Source organism: Dellaglioa sp. BT-FLS60, from assembly GCF_054941065.1.
Window position 1 is genome coordinate 102,874 of record NZ_JBSOLI010000030.1, and the last position, 15,217, is coordinate 118,090.

Sequence of the window (15,217 nt, forward strand, 5' to 3'; positions counted from 1 at the left end):
TGTTATATAATTTATCCTCTCAATGAGTTAAATTAAACTGAAATAATAAGTAAGTTTAATCGGATTCATCTCCGTTACCACGATGGTTGAGTGAAATAGGGCTTCTATGAAGTCGTATTTCTAAATTTGGGTGGTAACACGAAGACTTCGTCCCTTGTAACGGAGTCTTTTTTTTGTATAATGAAATAAAATAACTTTTAAAAGGAGTTCATACTATGAAAATGAAAGAAACCTTAAACTTAGGTAAAACAGAATTTCCAATGCGTGGAAACTTGCCCGTTAAAGAGGTTGAACGACAAGAGGCATGGAATGATGATAATGTTTATGAATTACGCCAAAAATTGAATGAGAACAAACCAAGCTTTGTTTTACATGATGGTCCTCCATATGCTAATGGAAATATTCATATGGGACATGCTTTGAATAAAATTACAAAAGATATCATTGTTCGCTCAAAATCAATGATGGGGTTCAGAGCACCCTATGTTCCTGGTTGGGATACTCATGGGCTACCAATCGAACAACAATTGGTTAAACAAGGTGTCGATCGTAAAAAAATGTCAAAAGCTGCATTTCGTGAACTTTGTGAAAAATATGCTTTAGAACAAGTTAATTTACAACGTGAAGACTTTAAACGTTTAGGAGTAGCAGCTGAATGGGACAACCCATACATGACGTTACAACCTGAATTTGAAGCTGAAGAAGTCAGAATGTTTGGTGAAATGGCTCAAAAAGGCTATATCTATAAAGGTAAAAAACCAATTTATTGGTCACCATCATCAGAATCAGCCTTGGCTGAAGCAGAAATCGAATATCAAGATATTAAATCACCATCAATGTATATTACATTTGATGTCGTTGATGGCAAAGATATTTTAGATACTGATACAAAAATGATTATCTGGACAACCACACCATGGACAATCCCAGCTAATTATGGTGTCGCTGTACATCCTGATTATAAATATATTCAAATTGATGCAGATGGCACAAAATATGTTGTTGCTGAAGAACGTTTGAGTGTTTTAAAAGAAGAATTTGATTGGGAAAATGTTGCTGTCTTAAAAGAATTTTCTGGTCGCGATATGGAATACATGACAGTTCAACATCCATTATATGACCGGACATCATTAGTTATTCTTGGTTACCATGTTACTTTAGATTCTGGTACTGGTCTTGTGCATACAGCTCCAGGACATGGTGAAGATGATTTTATTGCTGGACAAAAATACAAATTACCTGTTGTGTCTGTTTTGGACGAAAAAGGTGTTATGAATGAAGAGGCTCCTGGGTTTGAAGGTATCTTCTATGACAAAGCTAATCCATTAGTGACAGACCAATTGAAAGAAAATGGTCATTTACTTAAATTATCATTCTTTACGCATAGTTATCCACATGATTGGCGTACAAAGAAACCAGTTGTTTTCCGTGCAACAGCACAATGGTTTGCATCTGTTGAAATGTTCCGTGATGATATTTTAAAAGAAATTGATAAAGTTGATTTCAAAAATGAATGGGGTAAAGTCCGTCTTTACAACATGATTAGAGACCGTGGCGATTGGGTAATCTCACGTCAACGTGCTTGGGGTGTCCCATTACCTATCTTCTACGCAGAAGATGGCACACCTATTATTACACCAGAAACGATTGAACATGTGGCACAATTATTTGAAGAGCATGGATCAAATATCTGGTTCAAGCATGATGCTAAAGCATTACTTCCTGAAGGATTTACAAGTGAACATAGTCCTAACGGTGGTTTCACCAAGGAAGAAGATATTATGGATGTTTGGTTTGATTCAGGATCTTCACATCGAGGTGTGTTAGGAAAACGTGATAACTTAACGTATCCTGCAGATTTATATATGGAAGGTTCAGATCAATATCGTGGTTGGTTCAATTCAAGTATTATTACATCTGTTGCAACCAATGGGATTGCGCCATACAAACAATTGATGTCACAAGGTTTTGTACTTGATGATAAAGGCCATAAAATGAGTAAATCACTTGGTAACATTATTTTACCAAGCAAAGTTATCAAACAATCAGGGGCTGAAATTATCCGTTTATGGACAGCATCTGCAGATACATCTTCAGATGTCGCTGTTTCAATGGACATTTTAAAACAAGTTTCTGAAACATATCGTAAGATTAGAAATACATTTAAATTCATCTTGGCTAATACAACTGATTTTGAACCAAGTAAAAATGCCGTTGCGTTTGATGATTTAGCATCTGCAGATAAATATATGTTAATTAAATTAAATGCCTTTTCAAAAGAAGTTTTAGATGATTATGCAGAATATGATTTCTTAGCAATCTATAAAAAAGTCATTACATTTATTTCAAATGAACTATCAGCTTTCTATTTGGATATTGCAAAAGATATTGTCTATATCGAAGCTGAAGATAGTTTTGAAAGACGTTCAATGCAAACAGTTCTTTATCAGATTGTGATGACAATGGCGAAGTTGTTAACACCTATCTTGCCACATACAACTGAAGAAGTTTGGGACTATTTGAAAGAACCAGAAGACTATGTTCAATTAAGTGAAATGCCAGAAGTGTCACATTTTGATGGTGAAATTAAAATTGTTGAAAATTGGCAAGCCTTTATGAAGATTCGTTCATATGTCTTAAAATCTTTAGAGGATGCGCGTGATGCGAAGTTAATTGGTAAATCATTCGAAGCAAAGGTTAGTTTATATGTGACTGATTCTGACAAAGCATTACTTGATGCACTCGATACAGATGTTCGTCAACAATTGATTGTGTCTGCTTTGGATATTCTATCATTTGATGATGCACCAGAGGATGCTACTAAATTTGATGGCTTAGCTGTTAAAGTTGAAGTTGCAACTGGGGAAGTTTGTCAAAGATGTCGTATGGTTAAAACAGATGTTGGTGAGGATCCTGAATTACCAACACTTTGTCATCGTTGTACAACAATTGTTAAAGCAAGTTATCCAGAAGCAGTTACAGAAGGTTTTGAAAATTAAATAAGTCAAAAGGGGAATAACGTCAAGTTATTCTTTTTTTTGAGCTAAAATGATTACAAATTTTAAAATATAGGGTAAGATATAGGCTATACAATGACAGTGAGAGCAGGTGTTTAATGTGCAATTAATAAAAGTACATGGATCAGAAAACGATTTTTTTCTTTTAGATCAAACGAAATTAGAGAACCCTTTATCTGATGAAGCATTAAAAAATTTAGCCATTAAAATGTGTGACCGAAATTCTGGTCTACATGGTGGTTCAGATGGTATTTTAGTTGTTAATAAATCAGCGCATACTGATGTTTTAGGCCAAATGAGAGTGATTAATGCTGACGGGACAGAAGCAAGCATGTGTGGGAATGGCTTGAGAACGGTTGGCCGTTATTTAGAAAATCAATTTGGAAAAACAGAATTTAAAGTTGAGACGATGCACGCTGATTTAAAGGTTAAGAAAGCACCAAACTTGAAGTCAGACGTCGCTGCGTACAACGTGGAAATCTCACCCGTTAGTTTTGCGGCAGAAACATTACCACTATTTTTGAACCGAGAAACGTTGATTAATGAAATTGTGCCTGAATTTTCAAAGACGTTAAAATTTTCAGCTGTTTCGGTGCCTAATCCACATTTAATTACGTTTGTTGATCATGAAACATTGGAAGGCCCAGAACTTGGAAGAATTGCCACTTATTTAAATGGTGAGAATCCTTATTTCCCTGATGGCGTCAATGTCAGTTTTGTTGAAAAATTAACGAGTAATTCTATTTTTGTTAGAACCTATGAACGTGGGGTTGGTTTCACAAATGCTTGTGGGACAGCCATGTCTGCTTCAAGTTTAATGTTTGTGTTATTGAGTCATGACCAAGTGCCTTTTGAAACTGAAATAAAGGTTAAAAATCCTGGTGGAATGGTTAAAACGATTGTGCATCAAACGGAGCAAGGCAATTATTGGATGTCTTTAATTGGGAACGCAACTAATGTTGCTAATGTGACGGTTGATTTAGATGCTGCCATGATTGGTGATTTTTCTAATGCAGAATGGGTTCCAACGAATGAACAAGATGCTTATTTAGATTTTATCGCAAGTATCGTATAATTTAATTAGGATAAGGGGCATAAATGACTGTCTTTTATCCTTTTTTTAATTTAAAATAAAAGGAAACGCTTGGGGAAAATGAATGAAAAAATGGCTTATCGGAATTTGTATGGCACTTTTAATAATTGGTCTTGTGATTTTTGGAATCAGTTACTATTTGTTTAATTATGCTGAAACACCGACCACTAAAGGATTTATTAAGCCTGAACCAATCAGTGCCGAAGTGAAGAAAGAAAATGCATGGTTAAAACAAGTTAAAAAGCTAAATTGGGAAATCACGTCCAAAGATCATTTAAAACTTAAAGCAATTTATGTGCCAGCGGACAAAACAACGGAAAAAACGGTCTTTGTGGCACATGGCTTCATGAGCAATAAAGAGGGAATGGTCCGATTTATCCATTTTTATCATGATCTGGGATATAACGTTATCGCGCCAGATGCTAGGGCACACGGTCAAAGCCAAGGTAAGTATATTGGTTACGGTTGGTTAGAAAGAAAAGATAATTTACAGTGGCTTAACAAAGTGGTTGATTATCAAGGTAAAAATGCAAAAATCACTTTATTTGGGATTAGTATGGGTGGCGCTACGGTCATGATGTTGAGTGGTGAGAAGAAGTTACCAACACAAGTGAAGGCTATTATTGAAGATTGTGGCTATACAAGTGTGGCTGATGAGCTGACTTATCAGTTAAAACAGATGTATCATTTGCCTAAAATTCCAATCATTCCAGTTGCTAGTCTCATCTCTAAAGTGAAGGCTGGTTACTCATTTTATGAAGCAAGTTCAATTAAGCAATTACACAAGAATAAGTTACCAGTGTTATTTATTCATGGTGGTGCGGATACTTTTGTGCCAACTGAGATGGTTTACAAAAATTTTGCGGCAACAAAAGGACCTAAAGAAATCTTTGTTGTGCCAGGTGCAAAACATGGTGCTTCGTTTACCAAAGATAATGTTGGGTACCAAAAGAAAGTAACCCATTTTTTAAAGCAATATTTTAACTAAATAAAGTAAGATGACGAGGTAATTAAATGAATTTAGAAGAAAAAGTTTTAGCTGAAGATTCAATTTTTAAAGGCCATGTCATAGAAGTTGTCAATGAAACAGTTGCGTTACCTAATGGTGAACAATCGCATAGAGAAATCGTGCATCATCATGGCGCTATTGGTGTGCTGGCGGTAACGGATGAAGACAAGATTGTTTTAGTTAATCAATGGCGAGCACCCATTAGAAAAACATCCTTAGAAATTCCAGCTGGTAAAATTGATAGTGCTGATCATGACTTAATTGAGACAGCGACACGTGAACTTAATGAAGAAACCCGCTATAAAGCAAAACAGTTAACTAAAATTTATGGATTCCATTCTGCATTAGGCTTTGCTGATGAGTATTTAACGTTATTTAACGCAACTGGTTTGGAACCTGTGGAGACTGAGCTACCGCAAGATACTGATGAATTTTTAAATTTGATTGAGTTGACGTTTGATGAGGTTCAGTTTAAGATTAAATCTGGTGAAATCACAGATGTTAAAACTATTTTAGCGGTTGCCCATTGGGAAATCGAACGATTAAAAGGTGAGAGACATGGATGATGAAACAAAATTATCAAGAAGTGAGTACCAAAGATTACAAGAATTAGAGAATGAGCCTGAATCTCGTCAGAAAGAACGACAACGGGTTGAAGAACAGGATGAGTATCCTACAAGAAGCTCTTTCACAGAACAACCAAATGAAACACCTAAAAAGAATCGATTAAATCGCGCTTTGAATTGGACCATTGGTATTCTAGTAGTCGCAATTGTGATTGTGTTTTTAATTTTATTCTTTTTACCCTAAATATAAAACGGAGGTCATGAATAATGATATATGGTATTTTATGCGCAATGGAAGAAGAAATTATTTCACTTAGGAGTCATTTAGAAAATCGAACAGATAAAGAAATTGGTGGGATTGCTTTTTATACTGGCCAAATTAACAAAAATGACGTTGTTTTGGTGAGATCAGGTATTGGTAAGGTTCAAGCAGGAATGACAACTGCACTTTTAATTGCCGAATTCGGTGTAACAGCAGTGATTAATTCTGGTTCAGCTGGTGGGATTGGCCAAGGCCTTAAGATTGGTGACGTTGTTTTAGCGACGGAGGTTGCTTATCACGACGTTGATGCAACTGCATTCGGATACGAAATTGGCCAGTTACCACAGCAACCAACTAAGTTCTTGGCAGATACAAGTTTAAATGCTGCCATTCAAAAAGCAGCGCAAGATAATGATTTGGTTATCAAACCAGGTCTTATTGTGTCAGGGGACCAATTTATTGCTAGTCAGAAACAAACAGACGTCATCCTTAATCATTTCCCAGATGCGCTTTGCAGTGAAATGGAAAGTGCAGCAGTTGGTCAGGCAGCCTATCAATTTGGCGTGCCATTTGCCATTGTGAGAGCCATGTCAGATGTTGCCGACCAAGAAGCTGGTCAAACATTTGACGAGTTTATTATTGAAGCTGGCCAAAAATCAGCTCAAATGATTTTATCCCTATTAAATTAAAGGAGACCAAAGAAAATTAATGTCAGGAATATACTTAGATAACGCAGCAACTACACCAATGGCTAGTGAAGTCATTGAAGTCATGACAGATGTTATGAAGAATACTTTTGGAAATGCCTCAAGTCCTCACCAATTTGGACGTTCGGCACGAATGGTGCTTGACGATAGTCGACAAGTTATTGCTGACAGTATTCATGCCAAGGACTCAGAAATTATTTTTACAAGTGGTGGAACCGAGAGTGATAATACGGCTATTATGCAGACCGCAATTCAAAGAAAATCACTTGGAAAGCATTTAATTACGACAGCAGTAGAACATCAGGCTATTTTAAAATCGATGCAGTATTTAGAATCCATTGGCTTTGAAGTTACTTATCTACCAGTTAATGAAGATGGTGTTATTAATCTGGAAGATTTTAAAAATGCTTTAAGGGATGATACGATTTTAGTGTCAATTATGATGGGAAACAATGAAACGGGGAGTCACATGCCGATTCATGAAATTGGTGAGATTTTGAAAGATCATCAAGCTTGGTTCCATACGGATGCAGTTCAAGCATATGGTCTATTGGATATCGATGTTAATGCAGATCATATCGATCTGTTATCAACATCAGCGCATAAATTGAATGGTCCGAAGTTTTTGGGTTTCTTGTATAAACGAGAATCAGTCTTTTTCCCATCATTTGTTAAAGGTGGAGAGCAAGAAGATAAAAGACGTGCGGGGACAGAAAATGTACCAGCCATCGCAGGTTTCGCTAAAGCAGTGTCATTGGTTTCTGATGATGAGAAAAAAGCACGTCAAGTGAAATATCAGGGATTTAAGCAACAAATTATAGCAGGCTTACATGCTAATCAGATTGATTTTGAAATTAATGGGTTACTTTCGGATGATAACTTACAACATGTCTTTAATATCTGGATTAAAGGCGTTCAAACCGAAGTCCTACAAACCCGTTTGGATTTGGCTGGTGTTGCCGTCTCTGGTGGTTCTGCATGTACTGCGGGTAATTTGGAACCTTCTCATGTGTTAATAGCCATGTATGGTGAAAAAAGCCCACGAGTGGCTGAATCTATCCGTTTGAGCTTCGGAAAAGACAATACGGCTGAAGAAATTGATCTGTTTGTCAGTCAACTTACTAGAATCGTTAATCGGTTAAAAAAATAGGAGGTCGTTCATTATGGCATTTGAAAAAAGCGTTCAACTTTTGGGAGACACAGCAACTTATGAGTTAAGTCTTAATGTAAAAAAATACACATTAAGAGATTTAGGGTTTGCAGAAACTAAAGCAGGCAATTTTCAATTGGAGAGATCTTTAGATCCTAATTCACCTTTTAATCAAGGAATTAAAGTTAAAATTATTGTTGATAAATCTTTAAGTGGGTTCAAAATGTCAACGACAACAGCGAACGGACTTAAAGCAGTTAATATTTTTAAAGATGAAGATAAAAAATCTGAAACTGAACAATTTAATTATGTGATTGGACAGCTGATTGATCGGGATGTCTTGAAGAAAAACTAATCGCATTATTAATAATTAATAGAATCAATAATTAAAAAGCCTACTCATTTTAATCAAAAAATGAGTAGGCTTTTTTTGTAATCTCAGGAAAAACGTTTACAGTACGAATTAATTCGTATATAATAATTTTAACAAGGAGGGGATTTAACCATGAGTAAGATAATGTTATTGTTGCCAAATGGGTTTGAAGCAATTGAAGCTGGCGTTTTTACCGATGTGATGGGCTGGAATATGATGGAAGGAGACCATTCAACTGAGCTTGTGACAGTGGGCTTGCATCCAATTGTAAAAAGTACATGGAATATGCAAGTAAAACCTGAATATCAGTTGCATGAAATTGAGTTAGATACATTTGATGCGCTGGTTATTCCCGGTGGTTTTGAGGAATCTCATTTTTATGATGATGTTTTTAGAGATGAGGTTACTAAGACCATTAATTATTTTAATGAACATAATAAAATAATAACGACTGTTACTGTTTGTTATGGCGATTTATCGTTTGAACGGGCCAACATCCTTAAAGGTAAAACAGTCACATCCTATATTTATCCAACTAGTTTAGGTTTTAAGCAATTGAGTGGTTTCAGAGACAGTCTGCCGCAATACAACGTTATCAAACAGACAAAGGGAAAAGTTATTGCGTCTGTTAATCCTGGAACAGCTTTTAAGGCTGCTTTTTTGTTACTTGAAAAATTAACAACTTATGAAAATGCAAAATACATCAAAAATATAATGGGATTTAGTGCGTAAAATATTAGTTAAGGCTCAGAATTATGTCAAGGCGTTGTTGTATCTTAAATGTTGTGACCTGATAGTTATTATATTTGAAAATTTATGAGTTAGATAAAAATGAATTATAACTGAACTTTTAACATTATTGCTTTACCCAAAATTTTAGCCGAATTATCAAGAATAATTGGATCAAAGGCAGGATTATCAGATAGTAAATTTAAAGTATCTTTTTGGTATTTAGCTCGTTTTAAAATGATTTTTGAATCAGAATTAACTAATATAGCGGCAATCTCACCATCTTCAATGGTTGATTGCATATGTATTAATATGACACTATTCATTGGAATAGTTGGTGCCATAGATTCATCATCAGCTTTTAAATAGAATAAATTGTCTGTAGGAATCGATTCAGCGGTTTCGCTAATATAATTGGATATATTTGTATCTGAAATAATTGGGCCATTAAAAGGGCCTTGATTAATGACAGGAATGCGAATAATATTCAATGTATCATTTTTGATGTTTGCGAAACGTGGATCAATAAAAGATTTTGGAACATTGAAAAAGTCAGCGATTTTTTGAATATTACCGGGTGTTGGTGTAGAAGTACCTTTAACATACCCCGTTAAGGTACTTTTTGGTATTTTTGTAGAATTGGAAATATCTATTTGTTTTTTATTTTTTTAGATAATAGATTATTGATATTATTAGAAATAATCTGTCGTGTTTCAATCTCTCGTGGCGTTAATTCACCTCTTGCCATAGGACATCTCCTTCTTGCTTTCTTTGTTCTTGTTATTATAACCTACTTAATTCGAACTTTTCAATAAATGGTTGATTGATGATGAATTACGATTTAATACATATATTAGTGCGTTGCTAATTTAATGGAGGAAATGAAATGTTTCAAATGACTCTAGGTGACTTACGCAGACATATAGGTTGTACAGTTGAAGAACTATCGGAAATTTTAGATATAGATGCAACATTATTAGTGAATTATGAAAAAGATAGTTCAAATATTCCAATGAATTTATTAATTAAAATAGAAAAACTATATGGAATTTCAGCAGATTATGTATTTTTAGGTAAAGAGGTAGATTTTAAAGTAAGTCAGAATAAAATAAAAAATTAATGGATGCAATAAATGAATCAACCTTTTACGACACGCTAGGCTTGTATTAGTTCAAATTATTGGTATAATAGTATTTACTGAAATAGTGCGACCTTCAAATCGTAGATTTTTTCAGAATCTAATTGAAATGATGGTGATAGTATGCCAGATAATAGTAAAACTCGTGTCGTTGTTGGGATGAGTGGTGGTGTCGATTCGTCAGTTGTGGCTTATTTATTAAAGCAACAAGGTTATGATGTTGTCGGTGTCTTCATGAAAAACTGGGACGATACGGATGAAATGGGTGTCTGTACGGCAACGGAAGATTACAAAGATGTTGCTAAAGTAGCCAACAAAATCGGAATTCCTTATTATTCCGTTAATTTTGAAAAGGAATATTGGGACCGTGTCTTCACTTATTTCTTGGATGAATATAAAAAGGGTCGGACACCGAACCCTGATGTGATGTGTAACAAAGAAATTAAGTTCAAAGCATTCTTTGACTATGCAATGGAACTTGACGCTGATTACATTGCAATGGGACATTATGCACAAGTTGAGCAAGATGCTGACGGGATTATGCATATGTTACGTGGTGATGATAGCAACAAGGACCAAACTTATTTCTTAAGCCAATTATCACAAGAACAAATTCAAAAAGTAATGTTCCCAATCGGAAACATTGAAAAACCAGAAGTGAGACGAATTGCTGAAGAAGCAGGTCTTTCAACTGCAAAGAAGAAAGATTCAACCGGTATTTGTTTCATCGGTGAACGTAACTTTACGAAGTTCCTTGGCGAATATTTACCTGCACAACCAGGTAATATGATGACAGTTGACGGTGTTAAAATGGGCGAGCACTACGGCCTAATGAACTACACTATTGGTCAACGTAAAGGTCTTGGTATTGGTGGTACAGGTGAAGGTAACGATCCTTGGTTCGTTGTTGGGAAAGATTTAGCAACGAATACATTGATGGTGGGTCAAGGCTACCATAATGATTTGCTTTACGCAGATTATCTTGAAGCTTCAGAGTTAAGTTTCATTTCACCCATTGATCGTTTTGGTAATGATTTCCATATCACTGCTAAATTCAGATATCGTCAGACAGATGTCGGCGTAACCGTTCATTTAAATGACGCGCATACAGAAGCGACCGTTACTTTTGACGATCCAGTACGTGCCATTACACCTGGACAAGCTGTTGTCTTCTATGACGGCGCAGAATGCTTAGGTAGTGGTATCATTGATGCTGCATTTAAAAGTTCAAATGAAGGTTCAAAACAATTACAATACGTTTAAAATTAATGAAGGTATCAACAAAACAAATGTTTTGTTGGTGCCTTTTTATTTTTGTGGCATAATATAATAGAGATGAAAAACGAAGGGGTCTATTGACTGATGGTTAAACTATATTTTATTCGACATGGTAAAACAGAATGGAATCTTGAAGGCAGATATCAAGGTGCAAATGGTGATTCACCATTATTGAAGCAAAGTTATACTGAAATTCAACAACTGATTACCGCGCTTAAAACAACGCAATTTGCTGCGATATATTCAAGTCCCATCAAACGGGCCAAAGATACCGCAGATTTGCTTAATGCTGGACTGAATCAAGGATTAAGCGTCGTTTTAGATGCACATTTAGAAGAATTCCATTTAGGCAAGATGGAAGGGATGGCGTTTACTGATGTGGCGGTCAAATACCCAGCAGAGCTTGATGCCTTCCGTAACCACCCAGATAAATATGATCCTAAAAATATTAATGGTGAAACTTTTGAAACTTTATTAGCACGAATGGTGCCAACCATTAAAAAAATTGTGGCACAAAATAATGTGGATGCGAATATCTTGATTGTGAGTCATGGAGCTGCGCTTGGGGCCTTGATTCAAACTTTATTAGGGGTTCCTTTAAAAGACTTACGTAAACATGGTGGTTTATCGAATACCAGCACCACTATTTTAGAAACTAAAAATGGTACTGAGTTTAACTTAATTAAATGGAATGATACGAGTTATTTAGACAGAGAGCGCGACGAAAGTGATGTCGTTTAAGGAGTAACAATGAGTAAGAGAGCAGAAAAAGAAGCAGAATCAAAACAGCTAATTCATCAATTGGTTGAAAAGGTTGAACAAGAGCCAGATAATCAACAGGCCTATTATGAACTAGGCAGTTATTTAACAAAATTAAAAGATTACCCTCAGGCCGAAGAATTGTATAAAAAAGCACTCTCACATTTTGATGGGCAAAGTGATTTATTGCAATACGGCCTTGGTAATGTCTTTTATGAGGCGGAGCTTTATTCTGAAGCCATTCAATCGTTTCAAAAAATAACAAATCAAGCAATGAAAGAAAACGCCTTTTTAATGCTTGCTCAATCATATATGGCGCAAGAACAGTATCAACAAGCCTTGGCGTTCGCTATTACGGCGCAAGAAATAACTCCTAAAAATCCGGATACCAATGAATTAATTGGGGATATTTTCTTGGCATTAGGTCAATTTGAAAATGCGGCACGCTACTACGATTTAGTGCTTGAAGTAGATGCGCATCAGGCAAAAGCTAACTTTCAACGAGGTCTTGCCAATATGGTTTTAGGCCTTGAATTTGAGCCCTATTTTGAACTTGCTAAAGCTTCAGATCAAGCCTATTTTGCTGCTCAAAAACAACGCTTAAGTGAAATAGAAGCCTTTATAAAATTACGTGATAAATAAGAAGGATGTGAAAGAATGGTTGCTCAGAAACTAAGTTTATTTAATGATGGTTCTCAAAACGATGATGCCCAAGCTTATTTAGTTGGGAAAGTTGCAACCATTTTTTTTCAAAGCCAAGATAGTTTTTACAAAGTGATTTTAATTCACAGCGTTGAAAGTAATTTGGAATGGCCGGAAGATGAGGTGGTTGTTACTGGGAATTTTGCTGATATTAAGGAAGAAGCTATTTATCGTTTTTATGGTCAACAAGTGGAACATCCTAAATATGGAAAGCAATTTCAAGCTAGTAATTATCAAAACGAAACGCCGACTTCAAAAATGGGGCTCATCACTTATTTATCTGGTGCGGAATTTAAGGGAATCGGTAAAAAAACGGCGGAAGCAATTGTTGACAAGTTAGGGACGCAAACGATTGATAAGATATTAGCAGACGATACGGTGCTTGATTCATTAGAGCTATCGAATAAGCAGAAAACAACACTCTTAGAAACCGTTCGAGTGAATAATGGGATGGAACAAATTATTATTGGCTTAAATGGTTTTGGATTTGGGAGCCAATTAGCTGCAACCATTTATCAAACGTATAAAGAAAAAACATTGGATATTATTCAAGAGAATCCCTATCAATTGGTTAATGATATTGAAAATATTGGTTTTAAAAAAGCAGATCAAATTGCTGAAGAATTAGGCTTTGCGGCTGACTCATCTGGGCGCATTCAAGCCGGTATTTTACAAAGTATTAATGATTTATGTCAACAAGATGGCGATACTTATGCAACGGCAGAGCCATTGATGACGGCTTCGTTACAATTATTGGAGAGTAGTCGACGCGTTAGAATTGAACCAGAAGCCATTTCAAAAGAACTCATTAATCTAGCTAAGTCTGGGATGGTTGTGGGTGATGAGCAACGGATTTATCTGAAAAACTTATACCATGCAGAATATCAAATTGCTGAACATTTAAAAAGATTGCTGTCATCAGGTAAAGAAAAAGCCGGCTTAGCAGAAAAAGACCTTGATAAAGCAATTCGCAAAATTGAGAAAAAGCTTGATATGAATTATGGGGCATCACAGATTGATGCCATTAAAGCTGCGATGCAAGCGCAAGTATTTTTGTTAACAGGTGGGCCCGGAACAGGGAAAACGACTGTTATTAACGGTATTGTTGAATTGTTCGCTGAATTAAATGACTTTTCTCTTGATATTAATAGTTATGGTGAAGGACAAACGTTCCCAATTCTTTTAGCTGCGCCGACTGGTCGAGCTGCAAAAAGAATGACTGAGACAACGGGCTTGCCAGCCAGCACAATTCACAGACTTTTAGGTTTAACGGGTAGAGAATCAACTAATGACGTTGAAACGAGAGATTTAGAAGGTGGGTTATTAATTATTGATGAAATGTCGATGGTTGATACCTACTTACTGAATACGTTACTGAATGCGATACCTACGGATATGAAAGTTATTTTGGTGGGGGATAAGGATCAATTACCTTCAGTTGGACCTGGACAAACCTTTTACGATTTATTAAAAAGTGATTATCTTGAACGAAAAGAACTAACGGATATTTATCGTCAAGGTGACGGTTCATCCATTATTTCACTTGCGCATTCAATTAAAAAGGGTGAATTACCCGCTGATTTTACGCAAAATCAAAAGGATCGTTCATTTTTCGCAAGTCGTGAATACCAAGTTGAATCCATTATTAAACAGGTGGTCGAGCGAGCTAAGTCTAAAGGGTTTACGTCAAGTGATATTCAAGTTTTAGCACCGATGTATCGTGGGGCTGCAGGTATCAATCGCTTGAATGAGATGTTACAGGATATTATGAATCCACTGGAAAATAGTCGACAAAAAGAAGTTCTTTTTAGAGATCAAAAATTTAGAATTGGCGATAAAGTATTACATCTGGTTAATAGTCCTGAGAATAACGTTTTTAATGGTGATATTGGAAAAATTGTTGGGATTACATTGGCGAAAGATAGCGAGGATAAGGTTGATGAACTCGTTATTGCGTTTGACCAAACCGAAGTGACCTACAGACGAAATGAATGGCAGAAGATTACGTTGGCTTATTGTACATCCATTCATAAGTCGCAGGGTAGTGAGTTTAAAATGGTGATTTTACCGATGGTTTCGCAATATAAACGCATGCTTAAACGTAATTTACTTTATACTGCCATTACACGGGCTAGTGAGTTGTTAATTTTACTTGGCGAAGAGCGATCATTTGAAGAGTGTGTGGAGAATGAATCAGCTAACCGAAAAACCACTTTGTTATTACGCATTGAACAGATTTTTGATGGTGATATCAAAAAAGTGGTTGAGGTGACTGAGCCTATGCAAGCAGAAAAAACGACTACTAAAGTGGAAAAAGTCGTTCAGCCTATGCCAGATGTCATTGAAAAATTTGTTTTAACGAAGACTAATATTATGGATGGTTCAATCGATCCCATGATTGGGATGGAAAATGTGCACCCATAGAAAAAAGCTT

The 15,217-nt window shown here is 35.8% G+C and carries 15 protein-coding genes and 1 pseudogene; 14 read left to right on the forward strand and 2 right to left on the reverse strand.

Annotated elements, in window-relative coordinates:
- Positions 1–215: 215 nt before the first annotated feature.
- The 9 genes from ileS (at position 216) to ACVQ8P_RS03150 (ending at position 8,909) form a co-directional block, all read left to right on the forward strand.
- On the forward strand, positions 216–2,999 hold the full coding sequence (gene ileS, locus ACVQ8P_RS03110; protein ID WP_462297435.1) for an isoleucine--tRNA ligase: 2,784 nt from the start codon (positions 216–218) through the stop codon (positions 2,997–2,999).
- A 118-nt stretch (positions 3,000–3,117) separates the two neighbouring features.
- Positions 3,118–4,092, forward strand: a complete 975-nt coding sequence (dapF, locus tag ACVQ8P_RS03115) for a diaminopimelate epimerase (RefSeq protein ID WP_462297436.1) — start codon at positions 3,118–3,120, stop codon at positions 4,090–4,092.
- Positions 4,093–4,174: 82 nt separating this feature from the next.
- Positions 4,175–5,098: an alpha/beta hydrolase gene (locus ACVQ8P_RS03120; RefSeq protein WP_462297437.1), complete on the forward strand. Its 924-nt coding sequence runs from the start codon at positions 4,175–4,177 to the stop codon at positions 5,096–5,098.
- Between the two features lie 26 nt (positions 5,099–5,124).
- A complete protein-coding gene (locus ACVQ8P_RS03125) occupies positions 5,125–5,685 on the forward strand; it encodes an NUDIX domain-containing protein (RefSeq protein WP_462297438.1) in 561 nt (186 codons plus the stop codon).
- A complete protein-coding gene (locus ACVQ8P_RS03130) occupies positions 5,678–5,929 on the forward strand; it encodes a hypothetical protein (RefSeq protein WP_462297439.1) in 252 nt (83 codons plus the stop codon). Before ACVQ8P_RS03125 ends, ACVQ8P_RS03130 begins: the two co-directional genes overlap by 8 nt.
- A 23-nt stretch (positions 5,930–5,952) precedes the next feature.
- Positions 5,953–6,636, forward strand: coding sequence for a 5'-methylthioadenosine/adenosylhomocysteine nucleosidase (locus ACVQ8P_RS03135; RefSeq protein WP_462297440.1), 684 nt, complete (start codon positions 5,953–5,955; stop codon positions 6,634–6,636).
- Positions 6,637–6,655: 19 nt separating this feature from the next.
- Positions 6,656–7,804 carry a cysteine desulfurase family protein gene (locus ACVQ8P_RS03140; RefSeq protein WP_462297441.1) on the forward strand — a complete coding sequence of 383 codons (1,149 nt, stop codon included), beginning with the start codon at positions 6,656–6,658 and terminating at the stop codon, positions 7,802–7,804.
- Positions 7,805–7,817: 13 nt separating this feature from the next.
- Entirely contained in the window at positions 7,818–8,159 is a 342-nt protein-coding gene (locus tag ACVQ8P_RS03145; protein ID WP_462297442.1) for a DUF1831 domain-containing protein, read from the forward strand.
- Positions 8,160–8,309: 150 nt separating this feature from the next.
- On the forward strand, positions 8,310–8,909 hold the full coding sequence (locus tag ACVQ8P_RS03150; RefSeq protein WP_462297443.1) for a DJ-1/PfpI family protein: 600 nt from the start codon (positions 8,310–8,312) through the stop codon (positions 8,907–8,909).
- A 104-nt stretch (positions 8,910–9,013) separates the two neighbouring features.
- On the opposite strand, the gene ACVQ8P_RS03155 is transcribed toward ACVQ8P_RS03150, so the two are convergent.
- Together ACVQ8P_RS03155 and ACVQ8P_RS03160 are read right to left on the reverse strand one after the other, a co-directional pair.
- The gene (locus ACVQ8P_RS03155) at positions 9,014–9,397 is read right to left on the reverse strand and encodes a S24 family peptidase (protein ID WP_462297444.1); all 384 of its coding nucleotides are present in this window, start codon (positions 9,395–9,397) and stop codon (positions 9,014–9,016) included.
- Positions 9,398–9,496: 99 nt separating this feature from the next.
- Positions 9,497–9,559: pseudogene (locus tag ACVQ8P_RS03160) on the reverse strand (helix-turn-helix domain-containing protein); the annotation flags it as partial.
- Between the two features lie 233 nt (positions 9,560–9,792).
- On the opposite strand from ACVQ8P_RS03160, the gene ACVQ8P_RS03165 reads away from it, so the two are divergent.
- From ACVQ8P_RS03165 to recD2, 5 genes are all read left to right on the forward strand, one after another.
- Positions 9,793–10,026 (forward strand): helix-turn-helix domain-containing protein, encoded by a 234-nt coding sequence (locus tag ACVQ8P_RS03165; RefSeq protein WP_462297445.1) that lies wholly within the window; start codon positions 9,793–9,795, stop codon positions 10,024–10,026.
- A 141-nt stretch (positions 10,027–10,167) separates the two neighbouring features.
- A complete protein-coding gene (gene mnmA, locus ACVQ8P_RS03170; RefSeq protein WP_462297446.1) occupies positions 10,168–11,307 on the forward strand; it encodes a tRNA 2-thiouridine(34) synthase MnmA in 1,140 nt (379 codons plus the stop codon).
- 99 nt (positions 11,308–11,406) lie between these two features.
- The gene (locus ACVQ8P_RS03175) at positions 11,407–12,063 is read left to right on the forward strand and encodes a histidine phosphatase family protein (RefSeq protein ID WP_462297447.1); all 657 of its coding nucleotides are present in this window, start codon (positions 11,407–11,409) and stop codon (positions 12,061–12,063) included.
- A 9-nt stretch (positions 12,064–12,072) separates the two neighbouring features.
- The gene (locus ACVQ8P_RS03180; protein WP_462297448.1) at positions 12,073–12,723 is read left to right on the forward strand and encodes a tetratricopeptide repeat protein; all 651 of its coding nucleotides are present in this window, start codon (positions 12,073–12,075) and stop codon (positions 12,721–12,723) included.
- A gap of 15 nt (positions 12,724–12,738) precedes the next feature.
- Positions 12,739–15,207, forward strand: a complete 2,469-nt coding sequence (recD2, locus tag ACVQ8P_RS03185; RefSeq protein ID WP_462297449.1) for an SF1B family DNA helicase RecD2 — start codon at positions 12,739–12,741, stop codon at positions 15,205–15,207.
- Positions 15,208–15,217 lie beyond the last annotated feature (10 nt).

Coding starts and splice junctions, on each gene's coding strand:
- ileS (WP_462297435.1), top strand. CDS start 216: ATGAAAATGAAAGAAACCTTAAACTTAGGTAAAACAGAATTTCCAATG.
- ACVQ8P_RS03120 (WP_462297437.1), top strand. CDS start 4,175: ATGAAAAAATGGCTTATCGGAATTTGTATGGCACTTTTAATAATTGGT.
- ACVQ8P_RS03125 (WP_462297438.1), top strand. CDS start 5,125: ATGAATTTAGAAGAAAAAGTTTTAGCTGAAGATTCAATTTTTAAAGGC.
- ACVQ8P_RS03130 (WP_462297439.1), top strand. CDS start 5,678: ATGGATGATGAAACAAAATTATCAAGAAGTGAGTACCAAAGATTACAA.
- ACVQ8P_RS03135 (WP_462297440.1), top strand. CDS start 5,953: ATGATATATGGTATTTTATGCGCAATGGAAGAAGAAATTATTTCACTT.
- ACVQ8P_RS03140 (WP_462297441.1), top strand. CDS start 6,656: ATGTCAGGAATATACTTAGATAACGCAGCAACTACACCAATGGCTAGT.
- ACVQ8P_RS03145 (WP_462297442.1), top strand. CDS start 7,818: ATGGCATTTGAAAAAAGCGTTCAACTTTTGGGAGACACAGCAACTTAT.
- ACVQ8P_RS03150 (WP_462297443.1), top strand. CDS start 8,310: ATGAGTAAGATAATGTTATTGTTGCCAAATGGGTTTGAAGCAATTGAA.
- ACVQ8P_RS03165 (WP_462297445.1), top strand. CDS start 9,793: ATGTTTCAAATGACTCTAGGTGACTTACGCAGACATATAGGTTGTACA.
- mnmA (WP_462297446.1), top strand. CDS start 10,168: ATGCCAGATAATAGTAAAACTCGTGTCGTTGTTGGGATGAGTGGTGGT.
- ACVQ8P_RS03175 (WP_462297447.1), top strand. CDS start 11,407: ATGGTTAAACTATATTTTATTCGACATGGTAAAACAGAATGGAATCTT.
- ACVQ8P_RS03180 (WP_462297448.1), top strand. CDS start 12,073: ATGAGTAAGAGAGCAGAAAAAGAAGCAGAATCAAAACAGCTAATTCAT.
- recD2 (WP_462297449.1), top strand. CDS start 12,739: ATGGTTGCTCAGAAACTAAGTTTATTTAATGATGGTTCTCAAAACGAT.